This is a genomic window from Sinobaca qinghaiensis, assembly GCF_003610495.1.
GTDB lineage: Bacteria > Bacillota > Bacilli > Bacillales > Marinococcaceae > Sinobaca > Sinobaca qinghaiensis.
On record NZ_RAPK01000008.1, the window covers coordinates 348,838 to 374,323 of the forward strand.

Annotated in this window: 27 protein-coding genes; 7 read left to right on the top strand and 20 right to left on the bottom strand. The window is 46.3% G+C overall.

Annotated elements, in window-relative coordinates; all coding sequences use genetic code 11:
- From hydA to ATL39_RS09070, 5 genes are all read right to left on the bottom strand, one after another.
- Window positions 1–1,419: a dihydropyrimidinase gene (hydA, locus tag ATL39_RS09050; protein WP_120193021.1), complete on the bottom strand. Its 1,419-nt coding sequence runs from the start codon at window positions 1,417–1,419 to the stop codon at window positions 1–3.
- A gap of 15 nt (window positions 1,420–1,434) precedes the next feature.
- A complete protein-coding gene (gene preA / locus ATL39_RS09055; RefSeq protein ID WP_120193022.1) occupies window positions 1,435–2,709 on the bottom strand; it encodes an NAD-dependent dihydropyrimidine dehydrogenase subunit PreA in 1,275 nt (424 codons plus the stop codon).
- Between the two features lie 27 nt (window positions 2,710–2,736).
- Window positions 2,737–4,113 (bottom strand): NAD(P)-dependent oxidoreductase, encoded by a 1,377-nt coding sequence (locus ATL39_RS09060; RefSeq protein WP_120193023.1) that lies wholly within the window; start codon window positions 4,111–4,113, stop codon window positions 2,737–2,739.
- A 19-nt stretch (window positions 4,114–4,132) separates the two neighbouring features.
- Window positions 4,133–5,023, bottom strand: a complete 891-nt coding sequence (locus ATL39_RS09065) for a nitrilase-related carbon-nitrogen hydrolase (protein ID WP_120193024.1) — start codon at window positions 5,021–5,023, stop codon at window positions 4,133–4,135.
- A 225-nt stretch (window positions 5,024–5,248) separates the two neighbouring features.
- Entirely contained in the window at window positions 5,249–6,616 is a 1,368-nt protein-coding gene (locus tag ATL39_RS09070; RefSeq protein ID WP_120193025.1) for an aminotransferase, read from the bottom strand.
- Between the two features lie 245 nt (window positions 6,617–6,861).
- On the opposite strand from ATL39_RS09070, the gene ATL39_RS09075 reads away from it, so the two are divergent.
- On the top strand, window positions 6,862–7,251 hold the full coding sequence (locus ATL39_RS09075; RefSeq protein ID WP_120193026.1) for a tautomerase family protein: 390 nt from the start codon (window positions 6,862–6,864) through the stop codon (window positions 7,249–7,251).
- Window positions 7,252–7,291: 40 nt separating this feature from the next.
- Here the strand turns inward: ATL39_RS09075 and ATL39_RS09080 are convergent, their stop codons facing one another.
- Window positions 7,292–8,194: a DUF5996 family protein gene (locus ATL39_RS09080; protein ID WP_120193027.1), complete on the bottom strand. Its 903-nt coding sequence runs from the start codon at window positions 8,192–8,194 to the stop codon at window positions 7,292–7,294.
- Between the two features lie 145 nt (window positions 8,195–8,339).
- Between ATL39_RS09080 and ATL39_RS09085 the strand changes: the two genes are divergently transcribed.
- Window positions 8,340–8,783 carry a hypothetical protein gene (locus tag ATL39_RS09085; protein ID WP_120193028.1) on the top strand — a complete coding sequence of 148 codons (444 nt, stop codon included), beginning with the start codon at window positions 8,340–8,342 and terminating at the stop codon, window positions 8,781–8,783.
- A 41-nt stretch (window positions 8,784–8,824) separates the two neighbouring features.
- Here ATL39_RS09085 and ATL39_RS09090 read toward each other — a convergent pair whose 3' ends face one another.
- A complete protein-coding gene (locus ATL39_RS09090) occupies window positions 8,825–9,841 on the bottom strand; it encodes a serine hydrolase domain-containing protein (RefSeq protein WP_120193029.1) in 1,017 nt (338 codons plus the stop codon).
- A gap of 83 nt (window positions 9,842–9,924) precedes the next feature.
- Here ATL39_RS09090 and ATL39_RS09095 point away from each other — a divergent pair, with 83 nt between their 5' ends.
- Both ATL39_RS09095 and ATL39_RS09100 read left to right on the top strand, forming a co-directional pair.
- Window positions 9,925–10,374, top strand: a complete 450-nt coding sequence (locus tag ATL39_RS09095; RefSeq protein ID WP_120193030.1) for a hypothetical protein — start codon at window positions 9,925–9,927, stop codon at window positions 10,372–10,374.
- A gap of 91 nt (window positions 10,375–10,465) precedes the next feature.
- A complete protein-coding gene (locus ATL39_RS09100) occupies window positions 10,466–11,314 on the top strand; it encodes an STAS domain-containing protein (RefSeq protein ID WP_120193031.1) in 849 nt (282 codons plus the stop codon).
- 44 nt (window positions 11,315–11,358) lie between these two features.
- Here ATL39_RS09100 and ATL39_RS09105 read toward each other — a convergent pair whose 3' ends face one another.
- Together ATL39_RS09105 and ATL39_RS09110 are read right to left on the bottom strand one after the other, a co-directional pair.
- The gene (locus ATL39_RS09105) at window positions 11,359–11,829 is read right to left on the bottom strand and encodes a hypothetical protein (protein WP_120193032.1); all 471 of its coding nucleotides are present in this window, start codon (window positions 11,827–11,829) and stop codon (window positions 11,359–11,361) included.
- Window positions 11,830–11,892: 63 nt separating this feature from the next.
- Window positions 11,893–12,942, bottom strand: coding sequence for a class I fructose-bisphosphate aldolase (locus tag ATL39_RS09110; protein ID WP_120193033.1), 1,050 nt, complete (start codon window positions 12,940–12,942; stop codon window positions 11,893–11,895).
- 139 nt (window positions 12,943–13,081) lie between these two features.
- Here ATL39_RS09110 and ATL39_RS09115 point away from each other — a divergent pair, with 139 nt between their 5' ends.
- Window positions 13,082–13,435 carry a carboxymuconolactone decarboxylase family protein gene (locus tag ATL39_RS09115; protein WP_120193034.1) on the top strand — a complete coding sequence of 118 codons (354 nt, stop codon included), beginning with the start codon at window positions 13,082–13,084 and terminating at the stop codon, window positions 13,433–13,435.
- Between the two features lie 51 nt (window positions 13,436–13,486).
- On the opposite strand, the gene ATL39_RS09120 is transcribed toward ATL39_RS09115, so the two are convergent.
- From ATL39_RS09120 to ATL39_RS09130, 3 genes are all read right to left on the bottom strand, one after another.
- Window positions 13,487–13,951: a DMT family transporter gene (locus ATL39_RS09120; RefSeq protein ID WP_120193035.1), complete on the bottom strand. Its 465-nt coding sequence runs from the start codon at window positions 13,949–13,951 to the stop codon at window positions 13,487–13,489.
- Between the two features lie 12 nt (window positions 13,952–13,963).
- Window positions 13,964–14,392 carry a DMT family transporter gene (locus tag ATL39_RS09125; protein ID WP_120193036.1) on the bottom strand — a complete coding sequence of 143 codons (429 nt, stop codon included), beginning with the start codon at window positions 14,390–14,392 and terminating at the stop codon, window positions 13,964–13,966.
- Between the two features lie 71 nt (window positions 14,393–14,463).
- Window positions 14,464–14,778, bottom strand: coding sequence for an ArsR/SmtB family transcription factor (locus ATL39_RS09130; protein WP_120193037.1), 315 nt, complete (start codon window positions 14,776–14,778; stop codon window positions 14,464–14,466).
- Between the two features lie 131 nt (window positions 14,779–14,909).
- Between ATL39_RS09130 and ATL39_RS09135 the strand changes: the two genes are divergently transcribed.
- Entirely contained in the window at window positions 14,910–15,251 is a 342-nt protein-coding gene (locus ATL39_RS09135; RefSeq protein ID WP_170146884.1) for a YflT domain-containing protein, read from the top strand.
- A 39-nt stretch (window positions 15,252–15,290) separates the two neighbouring features.
- On the opposite strand, the gene ATL39_RS09140 is transcribed toward ATL39_RS09135, so the two are convergent.
- From ATL39_RS09140 to ATL39_RS09165, 6 genes are all read right to left on the bottom strand, one after another.
- On the bottom strand, window positions 15,291–16,589 hold the full coding sequence (locus tag ATL39_RS09140; RefSeq protein WP_120193039.1) for an NAD(P)-binding domain-containing protein: 1,299 nt from the start codon (window positions 16,587–16,589) through the stop codon (window positions 15,291–15,293).
- Window positions 16,590–16,641: 52 nt separating this feature from the next.
- Window positions 16,642–16,968: an ArsR/SmtB family transcription factor gene (locus tag ATL39_RS09145; protein WP_120193040.1), complete on the bottom strand. Its 327-nt coding sequence runs from the start codon at window positions 16,966–16,968 to the stop codon at window positions 16,642–16,644.
- A gap of 87 nt (window positions 16,969–17,055) precedes the next feature.
- On the bottom strand, window positions 17,056–18,165 hold the full coding sequence (locus ATL39_RS09150) for a CdaR family transcriptional regulator (protein ID WP_170146885.1): 1,110 nt from the start codon (window positions 18,163–18,165) through the stop codon (window positions 17,056–17,058).
- A gap of 25 nt (window positions 18,166–18,190) precedes the next feature.
- Entirely contained in the window at window positions 18,191–19,534 is a 1,344-nt protein-coding gene (locus ATL39_RS09155; protein WP_120193042.1) for a (Fe-S)-binding protein, read from the bottom strand.
- Window positions 19,531–20,937: a glycolate oxidase subunit GlcD gene (gene glcD, locus ATL39_RS09160; protein ID WP_120193043.1), complete on the bottom strand. Its 1,407-nt coding sequence runs from the start codon at window positions 20,935–20,937 to the stop codon at window positions 19,531–19,533. The genes ATL39_RS09155 and glcD overlap by 4 nt, the downstream gene beginning before the upstream one ends.
- Before the next feature lie 154 nt (window positions 20,938–21,091).
- Complete coding sequence (locus ATL39_RS09165) at window positions 21,092–22,090, bottom strand: LacI family DNA-binding transcriptional regulator (RefSeq protein ID WP_120193044.1); 999 nt, start codon at window positions 22,088–22,090, stop codon at window positions 21,092–21,094.
- Window positions 22,091–22,331: 241 nt separating this feature from the next.
- Here ATL39_RS09165 and hisD point away from each other — a divergent pair, with 241 nt between their 5' ends.
- The gene (hisD, locus tag ATL39_RS09170) at window positions 22,332–23,609 is read left to right on the top strand and encodes a histidinol dehydrogenase (RefSeq protein ID WP_120193045.1); all 1,278 of its coding nucleotides are present in this window, start codon (window positions 22,332–22,334) and stop codon (window positions 23,607–23,609) included.
- Window positions 23,610–23,670: 61 nt separating this feature from the next.
- Here the strand turns inward: hisD and ATL39_RS09175 are convergent, their stop codons facing one another.
- Both ATL39_RS09175 and ATL39_RS09180 read right to left on the bottom strand, forming a co-directional pair.
- The gene (locus ATL39_RS09175; RefSeq protein ID WP_120193046.1) at window positions 23,671–24,216 is read right to left on the bottom strand and encodes a hypothetical protein; all 546 of its coding nucleotides are present in this window, start codon (window positions 24,214–24,216) and stop codon (window positions 23,671–23,673) included.
- A 27-nt stretch (window positions 24,217–24,243) separates the two neighbouring features.
- Entirely contained in the window at window positions 24,244–25,470 is a 1,227-nt protein-coding gene (locus ATL39_RS09180; protein ID WP_120193047.1) for an NADH:flavin oxidoreductase/NADH oxidase family protein, read from the bottom strand.
- Window positions 25,471–25,486: the final 16 nt, after the last annotated feature.

A 25,486-nucleotide genomic window follows, 5' to 3' on the forward strand; every position in this document is an offset into this window, starting at 1 on the left:
TTAAATTAATGTTTCTGCTTTAGTGGGAGCGTTCAGGTTTTGAAAGGTTTTCCGCTTCATGTACCGGCCGCTTCCGGGCTTTCCAACGGTTTCTTTGTTCCGGACAACGGCTTTTCCGCGCACGAGTACCGTTTCCACTTCCCCCTGCACTTCCATGCCTTCAAAAGCGTTATAATCTACAGCCATGTGATGGGTATCCACGCTGATCGTTCTCGTCACGCCGGGATTAAAGATCACCAGATCAGCATCACTTCCTACTGCAATGGCTCCTTTCTGAGGGGAAAGCCCAAATAGCTGTGCCGCTCTGGCAGAAGTGATTTCTACAAATTTCTGCAGGGAGATCCGGCCTTTCGCCACACCTTCTGAATAAATAATACTGAAGCGGTCTTCAATCATCGGGCCGCCATTCGGTATTTTCGTAAAATCGTCTATGCCCAGATCTTTTTGGCCATGAAAGTCAAAAGAACACTGATCGGATCCAATCGTCTGCAGATCACCACTTTGTATTGCCTTCCACAGCAGCTCCTGATTCTTCTTATCGCGGAGCGGCGGCGACCAGACATATTTAGCTCCTTCAAAATTCGGCTTTTCCATGTAGGTCTGATCGAGCGCCAGATACTGCGGACATGTTTCGCCAAACACCGCGGCGCCTTTTCTTCTGGCGTCTGCTATTTTTTCCACCGCCTCCTGGCAGCTCACGTGAACGACGTAAAGCTGGGAGTCGGCAAGAGCCGTCAGCTGGGCGGCTCTTCCTGTGGCTTCCCCTTCGATCTCCGGCGGTCTTGTCAATGCGTGGTAGATAGGCTCGGTTTTACCTTCTGCCAGCGCCTTTTCTGTTAAGTAGTGGATCACATCACCGTTCTCTGCGTGCACCATGACAAGAGCCCCTAGATCTTTCGCAGCCAGCAGCGTTTCGAACAGCGTTTCATCATCGGCCTGGAAGACATTTTTATACGCCATAAATACTTTAAAGGAAGTAATCCCATGCTCTTCTATAATACCCGGCAGCTGATTAAGGACCGTTTCATTCATTTCTCCAATCATTAAATGAAAGCTGTAGTCTACGACTGCCTTATCTTTCGATTTGTCATGCCATTCCTGAATAGACTCTTCCAGCGGCTTGTCCTTTCCCGTCAGGCAGAAATCAATAACCATCGTTGTACCGCCGTGGGCGGCCGCAATCGTCCCTGTTTCGAAGTCATCCCTTGTAACGGTGCCGCCAAACGGCATTTCCAGATGCGTGTGCGGATCAATTCCCCCTGGAAACACATAACGGCCGGCCGCATCAATTACATCGGCTCCTTCCTCCGGAAACTCACGTCCGATCTGGACAATTGTTTCCCCTTTGATCAAAATATCCGCCTCGTAAGTTTCACTTGCCGTTACAATCGTTCCATTTTTGATTATTGTTGTATTCATCCATCCCGCTCCCTTCTATTTAACTCCCATCATGGACACCAGTGACTGCCTTTCATTCCATGTCATCGGCTCTTCACCGGTTTTACGCGGTGCTTCCACCATTTCAATTGCCCCATCTACAGGACAGACGATGGAACAGAGGTTACAGCCGACACAGTCATCCTCACGCACCTGAAGAAAGTCATTTCCCTGCTCGTCTTTAAGCATATCAATACACTGATGCGACGTGTCTTCACAGGCAATATGGCATTTATTGCAGTTAATACAGGTTTCTGTATCAATCTGCGCCACGACCCGGTAGTTCAGGTCCAGCTCTCCCCAGTCGGAATACTTCGGCACCGTTTTGCCGACAAGCTCGGCCACGCTGCCTATTTGCTTTTCATCCAGGTAATTGTTCAACCCGTCGATCATATCCTCTACAATGCGGAAGCCATGATGCATGGCCGCCGTACACACCTGCACATTGGAGGCCCCCATCAGCATAAACTCCGCGGCTTCTTTCCAGGAGGAGACTCCTCCCATGCCGGAAATAGGCACATTAATATCAGGCCGTCTTGCACATTCAGCTACCATATTCAGTGCAATCGGCTTTACGGCAGGTCCGCAGTATCCACCGTGCGCCCCTTTCCCGGCGACATTTGGCACTGTATTCCAGCTGTCCAGATCCACTCCAGCCAGGCTGTTGATCGTATTAATCATGCTGACGGCATCCGCACCGCCCTCTACGGCGGCTTTTGCTGTAAAGGTTATATCCGTAATGTTCGGGGTCAATTTAACAATAACCGGTGTCTGAGCGACTTCTTTTACCCAGGCGGTCTGTTGTTTCACAAGCTCAGGTACCTGTCCGGACGCGGCTCCCATACCGCGCTCCGCCATACCGTGGGGACAGCCGAAGTTCAGCTCCAGACCATCGACTCCAACAGCTTCCACCATTTTGACAATTTCATGCCACTTTTCCTGATTTGGTTCCACCATCAGAGAAGCGATAATCGCATGATTGGGGTATTTGATTTTTGTTTCTTCTATTTCCCGCAGGTTTACTTCGAGCGGCCGGTCGGTGATTAATTCAATATTGTTAAATCCCGCTACAGCCTGGCCGTTAAACGAGGTGGCGGCAAAACGGGAGGATACATTCAGGATCGGATCGCCAAGCGTCTTCCAGACAGCGCCGCCCCATCCTGCTTCAAATGCCCGCTGCACCTGATATCCGCTGTTTGTCGGCGGAGCCGAAGCGAGCCAGAATGGATTGGGAGATCGGATGCCCGCAAGCGATGTTTCGAGGTTTGCCATATCAAATCTCTCCTTTTTTGTTTCGTATTAGGCAGAATGGACGGCGTTTTCCGTCAGCTCTGAATGAATCGCCCAGGCGGCTTTTTTACCCTGCTGGGCAGCCGACACGACCATTGCTTCCCCCTGGCCTTTCCCAAAAATAATATCCCCGATTGCATAAACGCCGGTTTTTGACGTGGCATACGTTGTCTCATCTATTTGAATGACCCCGTCGGAATGCGTCACTTCAAATGCTTCGATAAGCGGATTCAGTCGTTCCTGGCCGATCGCTTTTATTACCAGGTCCACATCCAGCGTTTCTGTGGCGCCTTCAATTGCTTTTACCTTCTGACGCCCGTCCTCTCCAGCTGCTTCCAGCTTCATTTTATTCACAAGCAGGCCTGTTACTTCGCCGCTGCTGTTTCCTTCTATTTTTGCCGGAGCCGACAGCCATTTGAATTCAATGCCATCCTGCTTGGCGAACTCATATTCAAATGCATAGGCGGTCATCTCTTTTTCCGTGCGGCGGTAAACCATTTTCACATTCTCTGCGCCGAGCCGGACCGAACAGGTAGCCGCATCAACGGCTGTGTTGCCTGCTCCAATGACGGCTACTTTTTTGCCGCTGAGATTTTCCTCCCACTTCCCGGATTTCGTCATTTTTACAAATTCAATAGCATCCCGGACCCCTTCCAATTCTTCTCCGTCGATGCCAAGTGTTGGAACTTTGCCCATCCCGGCGGCAATAATAACAGCATGGTACTGCTCAGTGAGTTCAGCGGCGCTTATATCTTTTCCAACGATCGTATTCGTTTTGATTTCAACGCCCAGGTCTTTTACTTGTTTGACTTCCCAGGCGGGAATCTCTTTAGGCAGCCGGAATGAGACGATTCCGTATGTGTTCAGGCCGCCTGCCTCCGCTGACGCTTCGTAAATAGTGACCCGGTGCCCGAAACGGGCTAGTTCCCTTGCTGCAGAAAGCCCGGCCGGGCCGCTGCCAACGATAGCAATATGCTGCTTCGTATCTTCTCCTTTTTTAAAAAGAACCTGCTCATTTTTAATGGCCCAGTCGGTGGCATAGCGCTGGAGGTCACCGATCATTATCGGAGTAGATGCATGATTCAGCACGCAGGCCCCTTCACAAAGCTCCTCTGTCGGACATACCCGCGCACAGCTGGCACCCGATGGATTGGCATCCATGATCGTTACCGCCGATCCCTTCATGTTTCCGGACGCAATTTTCTTAATAAAGGCCGGAATGTCAATATCGGTGGGACAGGCGGTAATACAGGGGGCATCGTAACAGTATAGACAGCGGTTTGCTTCGTCGACCGCATCCTTTTGTTTTAAAGCCGGATGGGCTTCAGTAAAGTTTGCTTTAATATCCTCCACCGAAATCCATGCTTCTGATTGATTCGTAGCCATTGCATCGTCCTCCTCTGTATTATGGGATCTGCTGAATCATTTCGTCGTACGTTTCCGGGCGGCGGTCCCGGTAAAACTGCCAGGTATCGCGGACTTCGCGGATCATTTTTCTGTCTACGTCTCCTACAAGCACTTCATCCTCGTCCCGGCTTGCCATCGCCGTAAACTGCCCTCTTGGATCTACAATGTAGGACTGTCCGTAAAATTCACCCATGTTCCAGGGGCCTTCTGTCCCTACGCGGTTAATTGCTGCGAGGAAGTAGCCATTTGCGACCGCGTGGGCCGGCTGTTCGAGCTTCCATAAGTATTCGGACAGGCCCGCTACCGTAGCAGATGGATTAAACACAATCTCTGCGCCGTTCAGGCCAAGCAGCCTTGCACCTTCCGGAAAGTGCCGGTCATAGCAGATGTAGACGCCGATTTTAGCGTAAGCCGTATCAAACACGGGATAACCCATATTACCCGGTTTAAAATAAAACTTTTCCCAGAAGCCGTAGCCGCTATCACCGACACCGACGTGGGGAATATGATTTTTTCGGTATTTTCCTAAGTAGGAGCCATCCGCGTCAATAACTGCGGCAGTGTTATAGTACGTTGCAATACCTTCCACTTCGTAGATAGGCAGGACAATGACCATGCTGTGCTTTTTGGCAAGCTCCTGAAACTGCCTGGTTGTCGGTCCGTCAGGCACCTTTTCCGCCGCCTCGTACCATTTGGCGTTTTGTTCCGAACAGAAATACGGCCCGTAGAATATTTCCTGCAGGCAGACAATCTGCACCCCTTTTTCTGCCGCTTCTTCAATCATGCGGATGTGCTTTTCAATCGCTTTTTCTTTATGAAGGGCGACCGGCTCCGCCCCATCTACATCATTTGAGGCCTGAATCAGCCCGACACGTACTTGATCACTCATTTATGTTCCTCCTCGTAAAATGTAATGATGATTGACGCTAATATTAAAGAATCACAGGCCGATTAACATTAACAGGATGTGGAAGAATTCCCCATGATATTTAACATTTTGTTAAATCATCTGCTGTATCAGGCTGTTCTATTGTCAGATTTCTTTCCTTTAAATTTCTGAAAATTCGTTTTATTGACAAAAAAGCCTTCCCTTTAGAAGGAAGACGCTTTTCATTTATGCGGTTACACCGGCCAGTGCCTCTTTAAATACTGCAAGAATCTGCCTGATTTCATCTTTTGTAATAATAAAAGGAGGAGCGAGGGTAAGTACGTTTTGGAACCCGGGGACCGTGTCTCCATTTTTACCAGCGATAACTCCTTTTTCCCGGCAGAAGGCGAGCAGCTGATTCATCTTCTCCACAGCAAGAGGCGTTTTTGATTCGCGGTCTTCCACCAGTTCGATCCCTGCCATGAGGCCAAATGTGCGGATATCACCAACTACCGGAAACTCCCATAACACGCTCAGCTCTTCTGCCAGAAAAGCCCCCATGTCGCTTGCTTCCTCTACTAGTTTCTCCTCTTCTATAATAGCCAGGTTTTCAAGCGCGACTGCACAGGAGACAGGGTTGCCGCCGAATGTATTTACGTGACGGAAGTGGCTCGTCGCTTCTTTTTGTTTGAACACTTCATATATTTCCTGACGAACAGCAGTCGCAGAAAGCGGCGCATAAGCGCTCGTAATTCCTTTAGCCATCGTTACTATATCAGGGATCACATCGAAATTCCGGTGCCCGAATGGTTCTCCCGATCGTCCGAACCCACAGATCACTTCATCTACAATAAGAAGCACATCATGCCTGTCGCAGATAGCACGTAATTCCTGGAGATATCCATCAGGAGGTACAATCATGCCTCCTCCTGTAATCACAGGTTCTACAATCACTGCAGCAACAGAGGCTTCACCTTCCCACTCGATCATGTTTTCTATGGCAGAGGCACATTCGAGTGAACAGCTGTTCGGCTCTTTTCCAAACGGACAGCGATAGCAGTAGGGAGGCGGCACATGCTTGAATCCTTCACCCGCCGGCTCATACTTCAATTTTCTGGACGCCTGCCCGGTTGCCCCCATGGCACCCATTGAGTTCCCGTGGTATGCGCGGTACCGGGAAAGAATTTTGTACTTGCCGTAGGTGCCTTTTTGTTGGTGATACTGCCTCGCCATTTTGAAGGCTACTTCATTTGCATCCGATCCGGAATTCGAAAAAAAGAAACGGTAATCTTCTACAAGCCAGTCATTTAGGGCCTCCGCCAGGTTAACAGCCGGCGCATGCGAATTGGAGAGCGGAACATATCCGAGTTTTTTCATCTGCATCATGGCTGCTTCTGCTATGGTTTCCCTTCCGTGGCCGACATTCACACACCAGAGACCGGACATTGCATCAAGATACTCATTTCCATCGATATCGGTAACCCGGCTGCCCTGTCCTTTTTCAAAAATAATCGGATTTTCGTTGTGCGGGGATATGTGATGCCATAAATACTGTCGGTCTTTTTCCAGCAGCTCCTGCTTTTCTTCCTGTACATGGCTTGTTTTTTCGATCATCTCCGCCTCCTTTATTTTATATTAATGATAGCACCCATTTATCAGAATATTCACGATACATTATGTGCAGAAATTTCTTCTCCTACTTAACAGAAAGTAAAATGTCTGATAAAGAAAAGGACCGTGTTGGAATATCCTGATACATTTGCTTACACGATGGCTTGCCAGTACGTGGAGGGATCTATACAATAAGGAGCTGAACGCTTCTACTAGAAGCACACTTTGATAACACTGGAGGAACCGTCATGCCACTTATGAGATTTGATGTAATAGAAGGAAGAAGCAAAGAAGACCTGAAGAAGCTGCTTGATGCCGCGCACCGGGGAATGGTTGATGCATTTGAGGTTCCTGAAAAGGACCGCTATCAAATTGTTCATCAGCATGCACCGGAAGAAATGATCATTGAGGACACCGGCCTTGGGTTTACACGCAGTGAGAACGTTGTGCTGATCAGCGTGACGAGTAAGCAGCGTACCGAAGAACAGAAAAAGGCACTTTACCGCCATCTCGTCAAAGAACTGCATGAACAGTGCGGTATTTCCGAAGAGGACATTATGATTTCTCTCGTTTCAAACGGAGATGCCGATTGGAGTTTCGGTATGGGAGAAGCTCAATTTTTAACAGGGAAACTATAACAGCACAAAAAGACGCCCCGGGAGGCGTCTTTTCTTCATTCTATTCAACGGTTGGCTGCTTTTTCATTAACAATGGCTTTCTGTAATAGTCGCAGCCTTCCCAGCCGAGCTCTTCTGTCAAAATATCAAATGTCGTATGAAAAAATCGCTGAATCGGCTCGCTGGCAGGTATATCAGTATCCAGGTTCAGGAAAAATTCACTCAGTTTTTTGTCGTAATAAGCCTGTTCCGGTTCGAGCGAGTCGTCTTTAAGCTCTTTGTTTAGAAATGGATACGGCAGAACGAAAAAAGAAGGTACATCCACCTGGTCATCGCCGAGCCAAAAGCCGTATTCAATAAACTGCTCGTCAAACGCCGCTTTTTCAATGGGTTTATCCACCGGAAATGCCTCAGGGATATTACTTACAATAAGCGTAGAAACATCAAACGTACCCCAGAACAAGCCCGGCATTACTTTCCGGCAGCGCATGGAGCTGATAAAAGCCCGCTGCTCACGAAGAGCCATTTGAAACAAAGCCAGGCCTTCCAGCGCCTCTGACTGGCGGTAGGTGTGGTTAACTGTATCTTCATCGAGCATTGCGTCTATTTTCATCTCCTGGGGTTTGGGAAAGATAGAAATAGAGACACCGTGACTAGCTAACGTCTGAAAAATCCAGTGATAATATTCTTTGATGGTTTTTCCATCTTCCAGAGAATCTGTTTCCTGCTCATCGTCAACGTGCACAATCACTTCATTGCGGCGGATGTTCACCTCCACTTGAAGAGTATGGCTGCCATGATACAATAAACCTGTAGAAAAACCCCCGGGTGTTACATTCAGCATGACGTGTGCCCACTGCGGCTCTTGAGCGGCAAGTTCCAGTCTGATTTTCCCCAGAATCTGGGACAGTAAGTGAAGGGTACGCTTCGTGTCCTTCCAGTCGGAATGCTTCAATATGCTCACTGTACTTTCTTCCTTTCTATTGTTTAATAATAGAAACTGTATTGTAGTAACTTCTCCATACCGGCTGATCTTCCTGCCGGATAAGGTTTTTCTTTACACTGTAAAAGGGAAGAGATAGGAAAGATCCTGAAGGAGGACACCGATTTTGGACTTATCAACGATTAAAGAAAAAGTAAAAGAAGGCGCTCAGGGGAAGATGACGATTACACTTACCGAAGAGATGCTTCTTAAGCTGATGAATGTTAAAAAGATCGACAACGTCAAAATTACGAATGTTACCGTTGAAAAGCGCAAGCTGCGGATAGATGGTACAGTCACAAAAATGCATATCCCCATTCATTTCAACGTTCAGCTTCGTCCTGCTTATACCATTGACCGCTCCATCTTTTTTAAGATCAAAAAGATCCGTCCCATTAATGGAAAATGGCTGCGAAAAAAGATCTTTCATCAGCCTCCAATGATGACAATGAAAGGTAAAGTCGTCGGCTTTCACCTCGATTCCGTGAAACAGCTGCAGTATATTCCGGTCGGCCAGTTTGACTCCTACTATTTTGAGAACCGGAAAGTCCACATAAAACTAAAACTTTAATACACAAAAAAGCAGCCGCTCCGGCTGCTTTTCTTTTACTATTACTTTATAAAAATCTCTTCAATTTTCCTGACCATTTCGTGAGCTCCGTCTTCTTTATTGGAACATACCGCCACAGCAAGGTTCTGATCCGGTCTGTAGAAGGATCGGAAGTTAGCTCCTGGATCGTAGCCCATTAAAATGTATTTCACTACTTCCTCTCCTTCCCTTTCCATATAACCGGCATATCCGTAGGAAATAGATTCTGATAGGGATACATGCGGCTCTAAAAAGATCGTTGTCATTTCCTTCGACAGCAGTTTACAGCTCATCAGCGCTTCCCAGAAAAGTACCATGTCAGCAGCCGTTGTATAAGCTCCGCGGTCGGGGCCGCCTTTAATCGGAATGGCATAGTGGTTGGTTTTGGATTCTCCTTCTTTTGTTTCTATGTAGCCGACTGCCGTTCTCTCCGGAAGCTGGTCCAATTTGAAATAACCAGAATCTTTCATCCCGGCTTTTTCAAACACATGCTGCTCTATATACTCACTGAAATCCATGCCGGTAACCTGCTCTATAATCAATCCCAATACAATATATCCTGCGTGGTTTGCATGAAACATGGCTTCCACCGGTGATACCATTTTCTTCTGCTGAAACAATGATAGATAATCGCTCGTTTTTTTCATCCGGTACATCGGTTTCTGGATCCATAGATCTTCATATGCCCTCATTGTTTCGTCTTCAAAATAATCAGGAATGCCCGACGTATGAAGCAGCAGGTGTTTTATAGTAATATCTTCATCAAAATAAGGGAATGTAATATCCAGACAGTCCTTTAACAATGTATCGAAATCCAGCTTTTCTTCCTCTATCAGCCGGCACACCGCCACCGCTGTGAAAATCTGGCTGCCGGACGCCATGTTAAATCTTGTAGTTATCTGGTTTTCCCATTTTTCGGGTAGATTTGCAAAACCGCTGCTGCCGCTCCCCTGCTTCTCTTTACCCCTCGCGGAGAATGTGCCGGAAAAGCCTATTTCTTTTTGCAGTGCCTGAATTTGTTCTATTTCCTTATTATTCATGTTTGTTCTGTCCCCTTTCTTCTATAGGAAATGTATCACATTTCACTGCACTGCGATAATATTCAATTAAAGGAGAATGCCGTATGGACCGTTTTTTAAATGAGATAAAAAAGAAAGTCCAGCACTATGCTGAAAATGGTGTTACTATCCCCATCAATGAAACAATGCTTCGCAAGCTTCTTCAAGTAAAAAAGATAGAACAGGTGGAAGTGACACATGCAGCTATTCTGGATCAAATGATTCGTATAGATGGGACGTTTACGAAAATGCGTATACCTGTAAAATATTCTATTTATTTGGAGCCGGCCCACACCGAAGACCGCACGATTTATTTCAGATTAAGGCGGACCGCGCCCCTCGATGCTTCCTGGATTCACAAAAAAATATTTAACCGTCCGCCTTATTTTTCCATCGATGGGGATCTAATCGGCTTTCACATGGAAGTAATTAAACAGATGCAGCATATTCCGGTAGGAAAGGTAGATACTTTTTATACAGAAAACGGGAAGATTCAAGTCGTTTTAAAAGCCTGATCTCCTGTTTTTTCAATATTTCTTGTGCTATCTCCCCCCTGCCTCTATACTGTATGAGAACTACATTATCAACAGTGGGGGAAAGTGAAGGATGGATTACGATAAAGAACAAATAAATAAGTCCCTGCATCAATACTTGTCCGAAAATCTGGATACGATGAAAGATTTATGGAAAGAATCATATAAAGAGAACGATGTTACCGTCCCCAATGCCACTATCGCTGAAAAACTGGAAGAAATGAAGGAACACTTCATTACAGAGCTTCTTCATGTATTTAAGGATGATGAAACCAGTTTCTATAATCGGTTTCAAACTAAGATCGAGGAAGTCGTCGATGAAAGCCGCGAGATTTGGAAGCCGCTTCTTCTTGTACAGGAAGAGTTCACCAGATACAGAGAAATTATTCTTGATCATATAGAATACTTTATTACCCAGTATGATAACTCGGTGCCCATCGAACATGTGCTGGAGTGGCAGCGCAAGGCGCTTCGTGCATTCGATTTTGCCAGCAGTGCTTTTATGCAGCAGGCTCTTCTGCATATGGATGAAGAAATTCAGGATAAAGAAAATATGATCATGGAACTGACTGCTCCTGTTATTCTTTTGCAGCCGGGTATCGGCCTCCTGCCGCTCGTCGGAAATATCGATGTGGAGCGGGGCGATGTAATTGTTGAGAACACATTAAAGCAGTGTGCCCTTAAACAGATGGACCGACTGTATATTGATTTATCAGGAGTACTGCATATCAATGCTTTAGTAGCTGAAAAAATTAAGCAGCTCATTTCAGCTCTGCAGCTGCTGGGCATCGAAACAACCTTGTCCGGAATGCGCCCTTATATGGCGCAGCAGGCAGTACAGCTTGGCATTTCGTTTAAAGACGTACAGGTTGTCTCTGACCTCCCCCAGGCACTGCGGACCAATCAGGTACCTGTGCAGTGAAGGTAAAAGAAAAGCCGGAGTCTCCTGAGGGAGGATCCGGCTTTTTAGGATGTCAGTTTATTAATCTCAGCCATAATTTCCTGGGTTTTCACTGTATATATATAAGAAATGATGGCAAGAGACAAGGCATAAAACAAAACAATAGCCAGATTGATGTACTTTTTTTCAGAAGCTTCTTGCTCATAGCGCCGGTTTGTAAGAAAAGCCAACAACATAGTAATAAGAAAGGTACTTAATGTGAGAAGCGTATTCTGCTGGCTGCGAATATCTGATTTCAGCATAGCCAGCTCAAGCTCTTTTGTCGTATTACTTCCGGTTGAATAAAAAGTCGTTTCATTCTGCCCCATCATGCCCTGTTGAATCGAAAGCAATTCTCCATGCTCCTCATAATCAAAAGCTCCAGGGAAGAATGTCCCTTCATAGATGACGAAATAACAAAAAAGACCTGCCCCCAGAACGGCAGTTAAATCCACTACTATTCTAAATATGCTCGGTTTTTCAAGTTTATTATTCATAGACTGCTCCTTCTATGTAAAAAAATAAAACGGCACCTGGAAAATCCAGGCGCCTTATCTACATTAAGCCAGCGTCACGGATTCATCAGCGTATACGCTCTGCACAGCACGAATGATTTCGGCGCCTTCCTTCATCGGACGCTGAAACGCTTTTCTTCCCATAATAAGTCCCATGCCGCCGGCCCGTTTGTTAATCACGGCTGTCTTTACCGCCTCTACAAAGTCATTTTCCGCGGAACCGCCGCCTGAATTAATAAGCCCCGCTCTTCCCATAAAGGAATTCATTACCTGATAACGAGTGAGGTCAATCGGATGATCACTCGTCAGGTCAGAATATACTTTATCGTGGGTTTTTCCAAAGCCAACTGCTGTATAGCCTCCATTGTTAGTAGGAAGCTTCTGCTTTACAATATCCGCCTGTAAACTTGCCGATAAATGAATAGCCTGGCTGGATAAATCAGAAGAGGTATGATAATCCGTTCCGTCTTTGTCAAAACCGGGATTGCGGAGGTACGCCCACAAAACAGTAGCCAGTCCCAGCTCATGGGCCCTTTCGAAGGCTTTCGATACTTCCTGAATCTGCCTCCCGCTTTCCGCAGATCCGAAATAAATCGTAGCACCAACGGCTGCTGCCCCCATTTTATGAGCCTGATCCACTGATCCGAACATAATCTGGTCGTGCGTATTCGGATACGTTAAAAGCTCGTTATGATTAATTTTTGCGATAAATGGTATTTTATGCGCGTAATCACGTGCGATTGAGCCTAATGCACCAATAGTAGACGCTACAGCATTACATCTGCTTTCAATCGCCAGCTTTACGATATTCTCCGGATCAAAGTAGATCGGGTTTGGAGCAAATGACGCCCCGGCAGAGTGTTCAATGCCCTGGTCCACTGGAAGAATGGATAAATAACCTGTCCCGCCGAGCTGCCCATGGTCAAATAAACTCTGCAGATTGCGCAGCACCTGCGGAGAACGATCCGTCGATTTGTATACACGATCTACGAAATCAGGTCCCGGTACATAAAGATCCTCTTTTGAAATTGTTTTGCTCTCATGTCCTAGTAAGTATTCTGCGTCCCGGCCCAGCACTTCTTCTGTTGTTGCCATTTCACGACCTCCTTACTTAATTTGAGCGTTCTTCCATTCTCATTCCCTGATCCATATACTTCATAAACAAATATTTCCACATGTTTAAAAAGGAGGAGAAGGGGAACTTGCTTAGAAGATTATAAGGAGGTTTTTTATCATGGCTAAAATAGATGCGAAAGAAATCAGAAAGCAGTACCTTGAAGGCGTGGACAGCTTCAGCGACACATTTCCGGACATCGCTTCCCAGTACAATCATTTTACCGGCAGCTGTTTTGCAGATGGTGAACTTTCCGCTGCGCAGAAGCACTTAAGTGCTCTCGCTATCAGTATCAAAGACGCTGACGACACCTGTATTGTCTATCACATGGATCAATGCATCCATCACGGCTGTACCGAGCAGCAGATTAAAGAAACGCTCGCAGTTGCAGCAGCATTCGGCGGTGGCGCAGCAATGAGCAGCGCCGTAACGTCAGGTCTTGAAGCCTATGCCCAGCTAAAAGAAGACAAATAAAAAAACGGAATGGAGCTTTCTCCATTCCGGCTTTTATACATACCTGTTACACTAAACGGCTTCTGCTGCCGTTTGTTTTTTGTCTTTTTTAAATAAGAAATATAACGCGCCCAGCAGCAGGAGCACTCCGAAAAAACGCTGCAGATCAAATGGTTCCACCGGTGTGTGGAACCAGCCGAAATGATCGACTGCCATACTTGCTGCAAGCTGTCCGACAATCACGTTAACAACCGCTACGGTAACCCCTATGCGCGGCACCGAGAAAACCATTAGAGATAAATACAAAAATCCGAATACAGCGCATATCAGCTGCCAGACAGGCACCTGAAAGACATCAAGTATCGTGCCCCCGCCGAAAAACGGGATAACGATCGTTAGAATCACGGCGCCCGTGAAAAAAGTGAGAAAAGCACTTTCAATTGTGCCAATTTTACTGCCGAGTGTGCCATTAACGGCCGACTGGAGACTCAGTCCTATACCTGCCATTAATGGAATAAATATTGCTGCTGTAAGCATACTTTCGTCCTCCTATAAAATTAAAAATAACGATGCAATCAACAATCCACCTGCAATAAGGCGGTTTACGTTAAATCGTGCCTTCGGCGTGCCAAGCCAGCCAAAATGGTCTACGATCATACTCATGACGAGCTGGCCGATAATAACAGCTGTAACCGCCGTGCCTACGCCGACAAGGTTAACGCTGATAATAAGAAAAGCCAGGTAAATCACCCCAAGAACGCCTCCGATTAACTGCCATCTCGGCACTTTTGTTATCTGCTTCACATCACCTTTACCAAAGAAAAGAGCGATAAGAAAAGTAGCCATTGCTCCAATAATAAAAATAAAATAAGTGCTTTCCAACTCGCCGATATTTTCTCCCAGAGCTCCTCCTATAGCAGCTTCCAGGCTTAACGACATGCCTGCTATCAAAGCCAGAACATAAACTATAATTTTCATGTTTCCACTCCTCATCTAAATATCTAGAATAATCGATATAAAACAGCAAAGAAAAAAACAGAAATCCGGAATCAGATCTCTGTTTCGAGAAATGAAGCAAGCTCTTTAATCGTTTTTTCGTTTCGGCGGTAGTACGTCCACTGGCCGTAGCGAACTGATTCCAAAAGCCCTGCTTTCTGCATCATATTCAAATAGTGGGATACGGTGGATTGGGAAGCATTTACTTTTTCCTGAATGTCTCCAACACACACCCCGCCTTCCAGACTTACCTCTTTCGGAAGATGAGCCTGCTGCTCTGGAAAATGCTTTTCCGGCTCCTTCAGCCACATAAGAATATTTAATCTTGTCTCGTTTGACAATGCTTTAAAAAGATCGATGTTATTCATTTGCCCATTGTATATCGCACATATTCGATATGTCAACTTTTCTATTTCCATTAAGGTTAAGAGCCCATCATTTAGGGTAAAGATTTATAATATCCGTAAGAACCAGCTGTATATTTAAAGGAGGAAAGACATTGGATCCCAAGTTTAAGCTTTTTCACAACGATGAATCATTAGGAAAGTCGATTGGCAAGCTGACGAAAGCAGGTGTCAGCGGTGAGGACTTATACGTTATTTCCTTTGACCGCAGACGCACCCGCCGCAACAAGAAAAATACAGATGCCAAGAAAATCGGCAGAAAAGAAATGGGTGTCGGTACGGTACTCAAAAATATTTTCCGGGGCCGCCAGACAAAAGTTGAAGTAAAGCTGAAAAGAATCGGCTTTGATGCTGAAAAAGCCGAAAAACTCCGCGTAGAGCTGGAAAAAGGAAAAATTCTACTTATCGTTACCAATCAGGAAAAAGTTAGATTTTAACATAAGAAACGTCCGGGAGGCTTCCCGGACGTTTTTTTATCAGGAACAACAGCCGCCTGAAACAGCAATAGTCAAAGGGGATCGAGACGCCGGTTCAGCGGAGCACACTCCGGTTTCCGGAAGCTCCAGATGCACTTCTGCGGCTTCCGCTTTGTCGCCTGCAATATATGCAGCAACCGATCTGGCCTGCTCATAGCCTGTCGCCAGCAGAAATGTAGGAGCCCTTCCATAGCTTTTTGCTCCAATAATATAGACGTTTTCTTCAGGCTGGCGCAGCTCTTTTTCCCCATGGGGCCTGACAGTGCCACAGCTGTGTACGTTGGGATCGATTAACGGAGCAAGAGCCGGTACACATTCCAATGCTGCATCTCTGTCCCAGCGCAGCTCTCCCAGGAACTCAAAAGAAGAGCGCGATCCTGTGTTGCATATAATATAATCAAACGGTTCTGTTTCAGCTGGTACATTGTTTTGTATGCCTGACAGCGTCAGCTGATCCTTTTTCTCGTTCACCGATTCAATATAAAACGATTCGAACACCTGGATCTTCCCGCTTTCCCAGGCGCTCTTAATGAGACGGCCTAACTTCCCTCTAGCCGGCAGCTGATCCTGCTCCCCTCCCCCGAGTGCCTCCAATGTGCCAGGCTTCCGGTGAATCCAGGAAATGGTCGTTTCCGGATGACTCTGCTGCACCTCCAGCAGCTCCAGAAGAGACTGCATGGCAGAGTGTCCACTTCCCACTACAGCTGTGTTTGAATTTATATACACCGATGATTCAGCGTGTTTATTGTTGGGAATTCCGTAAAAAATGCGATTCATCCGCTTTTCCGTTAATAAATCACCGCCGGGGATGAGTGAATTAGGACGCTCCCATGTGCCGGTTGCATCAATAACAGTTCCGCTCTCCAGCACTTTTCGTTCTCCATCGGCATTCTCTGTTATTATATGAAAAGGTGCTTCTTTCCGGCCTTTTGATTTCATCTTGTCGAATCCTTTTCTGGAAATATGCACAACTCTGGTGCCAAAATATATATTCGGCTTCATTTCAGGCAGCTCAGTGAGAGGAAGCAAATACTCGGTCACGATATCTTTTCCGAGCGGCAGCTTTTCCGGATCCGGAAGCGCCACTTTGTATTTAGTCAATAAACGCCTGGCAGCATTATTCATATTATATTTCCAGGGAGAAAAGAGACGGACGTGGCCATAGTTAAGAAAATTCGTTCCAGGTCCCATTCCTGCCTCTAAAACTACAAACGCTTCCCCTTTTTCATGCAGTTCTGCGGCGGCGGCCAGTCCCACCGGTCCTCCTCCAACTATAATGACAGGCAGATCTTTCGTCATAATTGCTCATCCTTTCTTTTATATCAATTTTTTTTGATATATAAATCAAAAATTAAGAAGAAGGATAAAAAATACAGCAGAGCTCCTCTGAGAGAATATTTTTGACTTCTTTTTTATTTAACCGGTAATAGTTCCAGGTGCCGATTTTCTCTTTTTCTATTAATTCCGCGTCCAAAAGGATTTTCAAATGATAGGACAGCTTGGACTGTGGGAGGTTTACAAGGGTGGTAAGATCGCAGACGCAGATGGAAGGCTTTTGATTCAGTTCGTACATAATTTGTAAGCGGATATTATCTGCCAGTGCCTTAAATTTTATTTCATAGGAGGTGAAATCCATGGCTTCTGCCGTTGAACCTGTATGAAAGTCTATTGACTTCATTTTGTTTCCTCCTTATATATCAATTTTTTTTGATGTATAGCTAGTATAAAAGAAAACCGCGCAGCTGACAAGTAACGGCACGTTTTTCTATTTTAAAAATTCCAGGGCCAGATAAAAGGCAACAATACCTTCTGTCGTTCGGGGATCAATGCCTGTGCATTCTTTGATTTGTTTTAAGCGGTAATGAAGCGTATTGATATGAATATGCATCATTGCGGACGTTTCTTTTACCGATTGGTTGCACTGCAGATAGACTTCCAGCGTTTCCACCAGTTCCTTTTTACGCTGCAGCGGCTCGATTACCCGCGTTAAGAACGTATTGCGCGCTTCGTCCGACACGTCGCTCAACACCAGATCGATCGAGAGATCTTCATAAAAAATCAGCAGCTTTGCTTCCGTCGTCACCTGAAGAGCTTTCTTTGCGTTTTTATAGGCTTCTTCCATTACGATATTGTCCCGGCTGGAGCCAATTCCAATACGAACCAGCCCATCATACTGCTTTTCCATTTCTTTGCGGCACGATTCCAGCTTTCCGGGAAGTTCTTTTCGCTGCTGAGGAGTGCTTATTTCAATCATTAATAAAAACAGATCCTCTCCCCATCTGACAAAGAAATTCTCTTTACGCGGGAAGCAGGAATGAAAAGCAGAGCGGGTATAGCGTTCTGCCTGGGCGGGCTGGTTTTTTGGTTCTTTTGCTTCTACAAGACAGCATACGTATGGCCGGTCCAGCGGTATCCCTAGTCTCATTCCATGATTCATTAATTCCTGGTCCACACTTTCTGAACGGATCCATTCATTAAAAAACACTTCAACACTCCGGTCCTGCCACTTTTGTTCTTCAAGCAGAAATGCTTCATGTATCATCAGTTCTGTCAGGCGTCTTGTAAGTTCAGCAAATGCCTCTACTTTTTCCGGAGCACCGGTAATTCCTATGATGCCGACAACACTTCCATGGTTGATCAGCGGCATTGTAATTCCCTGCTTTACTCCTTTTAATGTTCCTATATTTGAATCATCAATATACAGCTTTTGCTTTGTCCGCAGCACAAGCTGGGCACCCTCATGGAGAGTCCCCTTTCGGCTTGGGTCTGTAGAAGCAATAATGGTGCTCGTATCATCAATGAAAATAACATCTTCCTTAATAACCCGCTTTACTTCTTCTACAATATTTTCTGCCAGTGCTGTATTCACATTCACATTAGCCACCTCGTTCTATGTCCCCTTATACAGAAGATACTTCTTTTTCTTCGTATTCCACTGCTTCCAAAAGCAGATCTGCTAAATGCACGGCCCGGACCTGGTCTGTCAGTCCTTCTCTCTCTATGCCCAGTTTCATCTGCAGCAGGCAGCCCGGATTGGTGGTAACAATGGTTGCCGCTTTGGCTGCTTTCGCATTGATCATTTTCGAATCCAGAATTTTCATCGACATTTCAGATTCAACAATATTATAAATACCGGCTGATCCGCAGCAGCGTCCGGCATCTTTCATTTCTTTGTATTCTGTTCCCTGAATGCTTTGAATCAGCTGTCTCGGCTCAGTCGTTGTATGCATCACGTTTTTGAGATGGCACGAGTCCTGATACGTAATCACCTGTGCCGGCAGACGATATCCCCTGCCCGGAAAATCGAGCTCCATCAGTACGGTGGACATGTCCTTCAGCTTTCCGGCAAATGTTTCCGCTCTCTCTGTCCATTCAGGCTCGTCTTTCAGCAGATGGCCGTAGTCGATTAAAAATGCTCCGCATCCGCCTGCATTCGTTACAATATAATCAACGTTTAATTCTTCAAATGCCTCTATATTACGTTTCGCCATTGCTTTTGCTTTTTCCTTCTCGCCGCTGTGACCGTGGAGTGCTCCGCAGCAGGCCTGACTTTCCGGAATCACAATATCGCATCCCGCTTTTTGCAGGAGCTTTGCTGTTGCGTCATTTGTGCTCATGAACATCGTATCCATCAAACATCCGGAAAAGAACGCCACACGCTTTTGTGGATTTTCTGTGTGATAATGCACCGGACGGTTTTTCATGTCGCGCATTTTCGGAACCTGCGGAAGCACTTTTTCCATTGTTCCCATTGGTTCCGGCAGTCTATTCAGCAGTTTCGTTTTCCGGACCGCTTTCTGCAGTCCCGTACGCTGGTATAAGCCAAGGAAGCCTACCGCCATTCTCATCCGGTTCTGGTGGGGAAACAGCTCATAGAACACTCCGTGGCGTATCACTTTTTCAGGGAAACTGTGTGTTTTGTTCTGGTTCACTACGTCCCGTACTTCTTCCAGGAGATGACCGTATTTAACTCCGGAAGGACAGACAGGTTCACAGGCACGGCATCCAAGACATTGATTTAAAGATTCTTCTACTTTTTCATCAGGCTCTATCAGGCCGTCAGCGACCCCTTTCATGAGCGCAATTCTCCCTCGCGGGGACTGGGATTCCTGAAATCCGGATTCTTCATACGTAGGGCAGGAAGGCAGACAGAAGCCGCACCGCATACAGTTCAGCATTTCATCCTGGTCCATCCGGTTCTGCCAGTCGATAATCATTTCCTGTTTTTTCGATTCCGTACTCATGAAGTCACCTCCTTTGGCTTTACTTCTCCGAATATTTTCTTAGGATTCATAATATTTTTAGGGTCAAGGCCCGTTTTGACCGCCTGCATGGCGGCAATCCCCTCCTGGCCGAGCTTCAGGTGAAGATACGGTGCCTTCATTTCGCCTACGCCATGCTCGCCGGTAATGGTGCCCCCCATATCAATCGACGTTTGAAAAATATCAGCGAAAGCTTTTTCCACGCGTTCCATTTCTTCTTTATCGCGCGCATCCGTCAGACAGGTAGGGTGCAGGTTGCCATCACCGGCATGGCCGAATGTACAGATTGTCACCTGGTATTTTTCTGCAATCTCATTGATCGCCTTTACCATTGGAGCTACCATCGACCGGGGTACGGTCGCGTCTTCGAGAATAGTCGTCGGCCGCAGGCGGGCCAAAGCGGCAAGTGCTGATCTTCTAGCCGTGCGAAGCCCTTCCGCTTCTTCTTCAGTCGCTGCTGCCTGAACCGATACCGCCTTATTTTCTTTGCAGACCGCCGTGATTTTTTCAATATCCGAAGCCACTACCGCTTCTGGTCCATCCTGCTCAATTAATAAAATCGCGCTTGCTTCTGTCGGCAGGCCGACGTGGGCAAAGTCCTCCACGACCCGGATCGTTCCCTGATCGAGAAATTCCAGCGTAGCCGGGATAATTTTATTGGAAATAATAGCCGATACCGAATCGGCTGCAGCTTGAATATCATCATACACCGCAAGCACCGTCTGTTTTGTTTCCGGAATGGGAATCAGCTTTAAAATCACTTCCGTTACAATGCCAAGTGTACCTTCTGCCCCAACAAATAGGCTTTTTAAGTCATATCCTGCTACATCCTTAGTCAGCTTCCCGCCAAGATGAATGATATCTCCATTAGCCACTACAACGGTCATGCCAAGCACATAGTCTTTCGTCACTCCGTACTTCAAGCCGCGCAGCCCTCCGGAATTTTCACTCACGTTGCCGCCGATAGTGGAAATTTTCATAGAGCTTGGATCCGGTGGATAGAACAGCCCTCTTGCCTCAACGGCGTGAATCATATCCAGCGTGATTACACCTGGTTCTACGGTGACAGTTAAATTATCCTCATCGATTTCCTTAATACGGTTTAAGTGCTTAAAAAGCAGGACAATCCCCCCTGAAGTCGGACACGTGCCGGCAGACAAATTGGTACCCGAACCTCTCGGGACAATCGGGATTTCCTTTTCGCTGCAGACTTTAACAACAGACGCTATCTCTTCTGTATTTCTTGGTGCAATGACTCCATCCGGCATCGACTGAAATTCCGGGGTGCCGTCATAAGAATACGTAAGCATCTCTGAAGGTGAATCAAAAAAGTTATCTACCCCTACGATTTCCGTAAATCGTTGTTTTGTATTTTCATCCAGCATACTGTTTCCACCCTTTCACCGCTCGTTTCCTTTATCCTAATACGATCAGCCGTGAATAGATATAGACAAACATACAAAAATAAAGCGTTTACATTTATTATTTTATATTATCATACAAAACAAACATAAATAAAACCTTTCCATAGGGGAAAGGTTATCGTTTCGGGCCTGTGGTGTTGCGGATAATCAGCGTTGGCTGAAGAGTGAGTGCCATTTCTTTTATCTGCTTTTCTTCTTCCATCATATAAATAAGATGTTCGATCGCATAAAGCCCCATCGGTTTTTTTGATTCGTGCGTTATCGTCGTCATTTGAATGCCGGCATGGGCCGTAATATCAATGTTATCCATGCCGCAGATGCTGAAATTATCCGGGATCGTATATCCCATTTTCATCAAATAATTCTGGCAGAAAAGCGCCATCGAATCGGTAGCAGCAAAAATAGCGGTTGGTTTATTATCCAACAGCAGCAGGCTGTCGACCGCTTCCCTCACCGATGCTTCTGTCGTATCGGTTTCTTTAATCCATTCCGGATCGACCTGATGATTGGTTGCCTGCATGGCTTTTTTATACCCTTCCAGCCGCCCCTGAAATGTGGAAGCAAAGGTTCTGCCCCCGATCCAGGCAATTTTTGTATGACCGAGTTTCAGCAGGTGGTTGGCAGCCAGTATACCAGCCTTTTCATTATCTGTTTCTACGAAATTACCTCCGGCCTGATGCCGCCTGTTAAACATCACAAACGGAACACCTGAGGCCTCCAGTTCTTTATAGATTGGATCCTCAAAAAAAATAGAAGATAAAATAATGCCGTCTACCTGCTGCTTTAACACTTCTTCATAAACGGAGAGATTGTCTCCCTGATCTTCAAAATACACTAACGTATGGTAGCCCTGCTGTTTTGCATATTCAACAATTTCCATTGTGGTATCAACAAAAAATGGATTATGTAAATGACCCGTAATGAGAGCGATAGATTTCGTTTTCCGCTGCTTCAGGCTTCGGGCAATTAAGTTTGGACGATAATTCAGCGATTTCATTGCTTTTTGCACATTGGCTACTGTTTCCGGATTTACTTTCGATGGATCATTCAGTACGCGTGATACCGTAGACTGTGAAACACCGGCTGTTTTTGCTACATCTTTGGAAGAAGCCATTTTGCATACCCCGCTCTGTTTGATTAATACGTATTCATAAATATATTAAAAGCTCCGTACCAGTTTGTCAATCTGCAGGCATTCAGAACTAATATACTATACTTCTGCATACTCCTTCCACACAGGCTTTTCACAAAAAAGACGTTTCTCTTTTCTTTTTTATAAAAATAGCATTTACATATAAGCGTTTACATTCTATAATGACTACGTATTCACAATAAACGTAAAGGGCGGGTGGGCTATGGTTACTTATATAAAAGAAGGACAGTCCGATCAGCAGAAACAGGATGCCAGTTCTAAGGTCGAACAGGCTGTCAGCGGCATTATTAAGGATATTGAGGACAGAGGCGATACTGCAGTTCGGGAGCTTTCCGAAAAATTTGATAAATGGAGTCCCGAGAGCTTTCTTCTGTCCCCGGAAGATATCCAGACTATTATCGGGGAACTTCCCAAACAAGTGATAGAAGACATTCAATTCGCTCAGGAACAGATTCAAAATTTTGCCCGGCATCAGCGCAGTTCTATTCAGGATATTGAAGTGGAAACAAGACCCGGTGTTTTTCTGGGACATAAAAATATTCCTGTTAACAGCGTAGGCTGCTACATTCCCGGCGGACGCTATCCAATGGTCGCTTCTTCCCACATGAGCATTCTTACTGCAAAAGTTGCCGGAGTAAAACGTGTAATTGCCTGCACCCCTCCAAGCAACGGCGAAGTTCCTGCAGCCACGATCGCAGCCATGCACATGGCAGGAGCTGATGAAATTTACCTTCTTGGCGGTGTTCAGGCGATGACTGCGATGTCTATTGGTACAGAGAGTATTGAACCGGTTGATATGATAGTCGGCCCCGGAAACGCGTTTGTCGCTGAAGCGAAACGTCAGCTGTTTGGAAAGGTCGGCATTGATTTACTAGCCGGACCTACAGAAACTCTTGTTATAGCAGACCATACAGCCGATGCTGAAATCGTTGCTACAGATATACTCGGTCAGGCCGAACATGGACCTACCTCCCCCGGAGCGGTCATCACTACATCGCGTGCTCTGGCTGAATCCCTGGAAGAAGAAATTGCGAGACAGCTGCAGACACTTTCCACTGCGGACGTAGCGGAAGTCGCCTGGAGAGATCACGGTTCTATTCTTTTAGTGGAAACGCTGCAGGAGGCTGTAGTAGAGGCGGATAAACTGGCATATGAACATGTAGAAGTACTGACAGAGCATCCTGATTATTTTCTGCAGAACCTGACCAATTACGGCGGTCTCTTTCTGGGGCAGGAAACAAATGTCGCTTATGGAGACAAGGTTATCGGAACCAATCACACGCTTCCAACGAAGCAGGCAGCGAAATACACCGGCGGCCTCTGGGTTGGCAAATTTCTAAAAAACTGCACGTACCAGCGCGTTACGGAAGAAGCCAGTGTCGAAATTGGAAAATACGCGGAGAGGCTTTGTGAGCTGGAAGGATTTATGGGCCATAAAGAACAGGCCTCGCTTCGGGTAAGGCGCTACGAAAAGAAATAATATCTATACAGCAACAAACAAGCAGAGGCCCGGCGCCCCTGCTTGTTTATGTTTCATTTTGTCATTTCCAGATGTTCATGTACTTCTTCTGATACTTCTCCCTGTCTTCTATGTCCATTAGTTCCAGCGCCTTTGCCTTAATGGCGGCATCCCCTGTTTCGTCAAAAAGCATTTTCAGGCCTTCCAGGATATCCGAACGAATCAACGTATCATTTTTTTCGAAAATGCATTCACGGAAACGATATTCCAATGCTTCCACAACGGCCTCTTTTTGGCGTGTTCCGCCAAGTCCTATTCTCCAGAAGGATTGGAGGGCATGCCGGGCGGTCACAAATTTGGGATCTCTTGTGACGTCATACAAGTCTGAAAAAACAGCAAATATCCGCTCTTCCGGATCGCTTTTCGCCAGACGGCACAGTATCTGTGCAGCTGTTGCCCGCCGATGCGGATCACGGTGTGTTAAATCCTGCGCACAGCGATCCCATACATCATAAGACCACGTATTTTCCTCTTCGGCCGCAGCCATCACATCCAGAAACGCCTGATACCGGATTTGTTTATCTTCGTGTTCCAGCCTTTCAAAGGCTTCCCACAGCGCTTGATCCATCTCATACCCTCCTGTCAGTAACAGCTGTTATGCACGCCTTTGTTCCAATACCCCTTTTCCGTTTTTCCATACAGTCAGTCCCAGTGATAACAGTGGGGAAAAGGACGGCTTTGTTCTTCCGCCGCTTCCGAGCCGATGCAGCTGCTGGGCATACCAGGTCAGCTCCAGAATGCCTTTTGAATCAATAAAGCCAATACCCGTTTTAATAGATTTTATGGAAAAATCAGAAGCTCTTCCCAGAAGCAGCTGATTGGCATAATCCGGATAGACTGCAAGCGGACGGGCCAGTCCGATAAAATCGGTGGCGTGTTTCTGCAGAGCTTCGTTCATTCCGTGCAGAGTCCGGAATCCCCCTGTAACGATAAGCGGTACATCCGCATGCTGCTTCAGCGCTTCGGCATACTCCAGAAAATAGGCTTCCCGTTCTGCGGTCGAAGCTCTCACACCTTTTCCCGTCATTTCCGGACGCTCATATGTCCCGCCGGAGATTTCAATCAAATCCACCCCCAGCCGGTCAAGTTCCCCGATCACATACCGTGATTCCTCTTCGGAAAAACCTGCCTTCATAAAGTCGGAGCTGTTAATTTTCACGCCGATGGGAAAATCAGGTCCTGTCTTTTCGCGGGCGGCGGTATAAATCTCCCGGAGAAAGCGGAAACGGTTCTCGATGGGCCCTCCCCACTGATCGGTCCGCTCGTTATGGCGCGGCGAAAGAAACTGGCTGATTAAATACCCGTGAGCTGCATGAATCTGGATACCCGTAAATCCAGCCTGTTTCGCAAGCTCTGCGGTGCGCGCAAATTTACGAATGATTTCCAGAATTTCTGATTCTTCCAAAGCCCGGCACATCGGGAAAAACCGCTGCAAAGCAGGCTCAAAAGGAACTGCAGACGGCGCTACCGCTTCTTCCGCCACGCCTTTAATTACCTGTTTGCCGGGATGATTGATCTGCATCCACAGCTGTGTGTTATGCTTCGTTCCGGCTTCTGCCCATGTTTGAAATTCTGCCAGATGATCCGCACTGTCCAGTACAACATTTCCCGGTTCTCCAAGCGCTTTTGCATCCACCATTACATTCCCGGTGATAACAAGGCCGCTGCCTCCTTTCGCCCATGCTTCATAAAGAGTGCAGAGTTTGTCTGTAGGAAGATGATTTTTATCGGCCATTGCTTCGCTCATCGCTGATTTCACAAGCCGGTTTTTGAAAACCGCCTGCTTGATCCAAAAAGGCTGGTTTATAGTTACAACTGTCATGTTATTTACTCCTCGG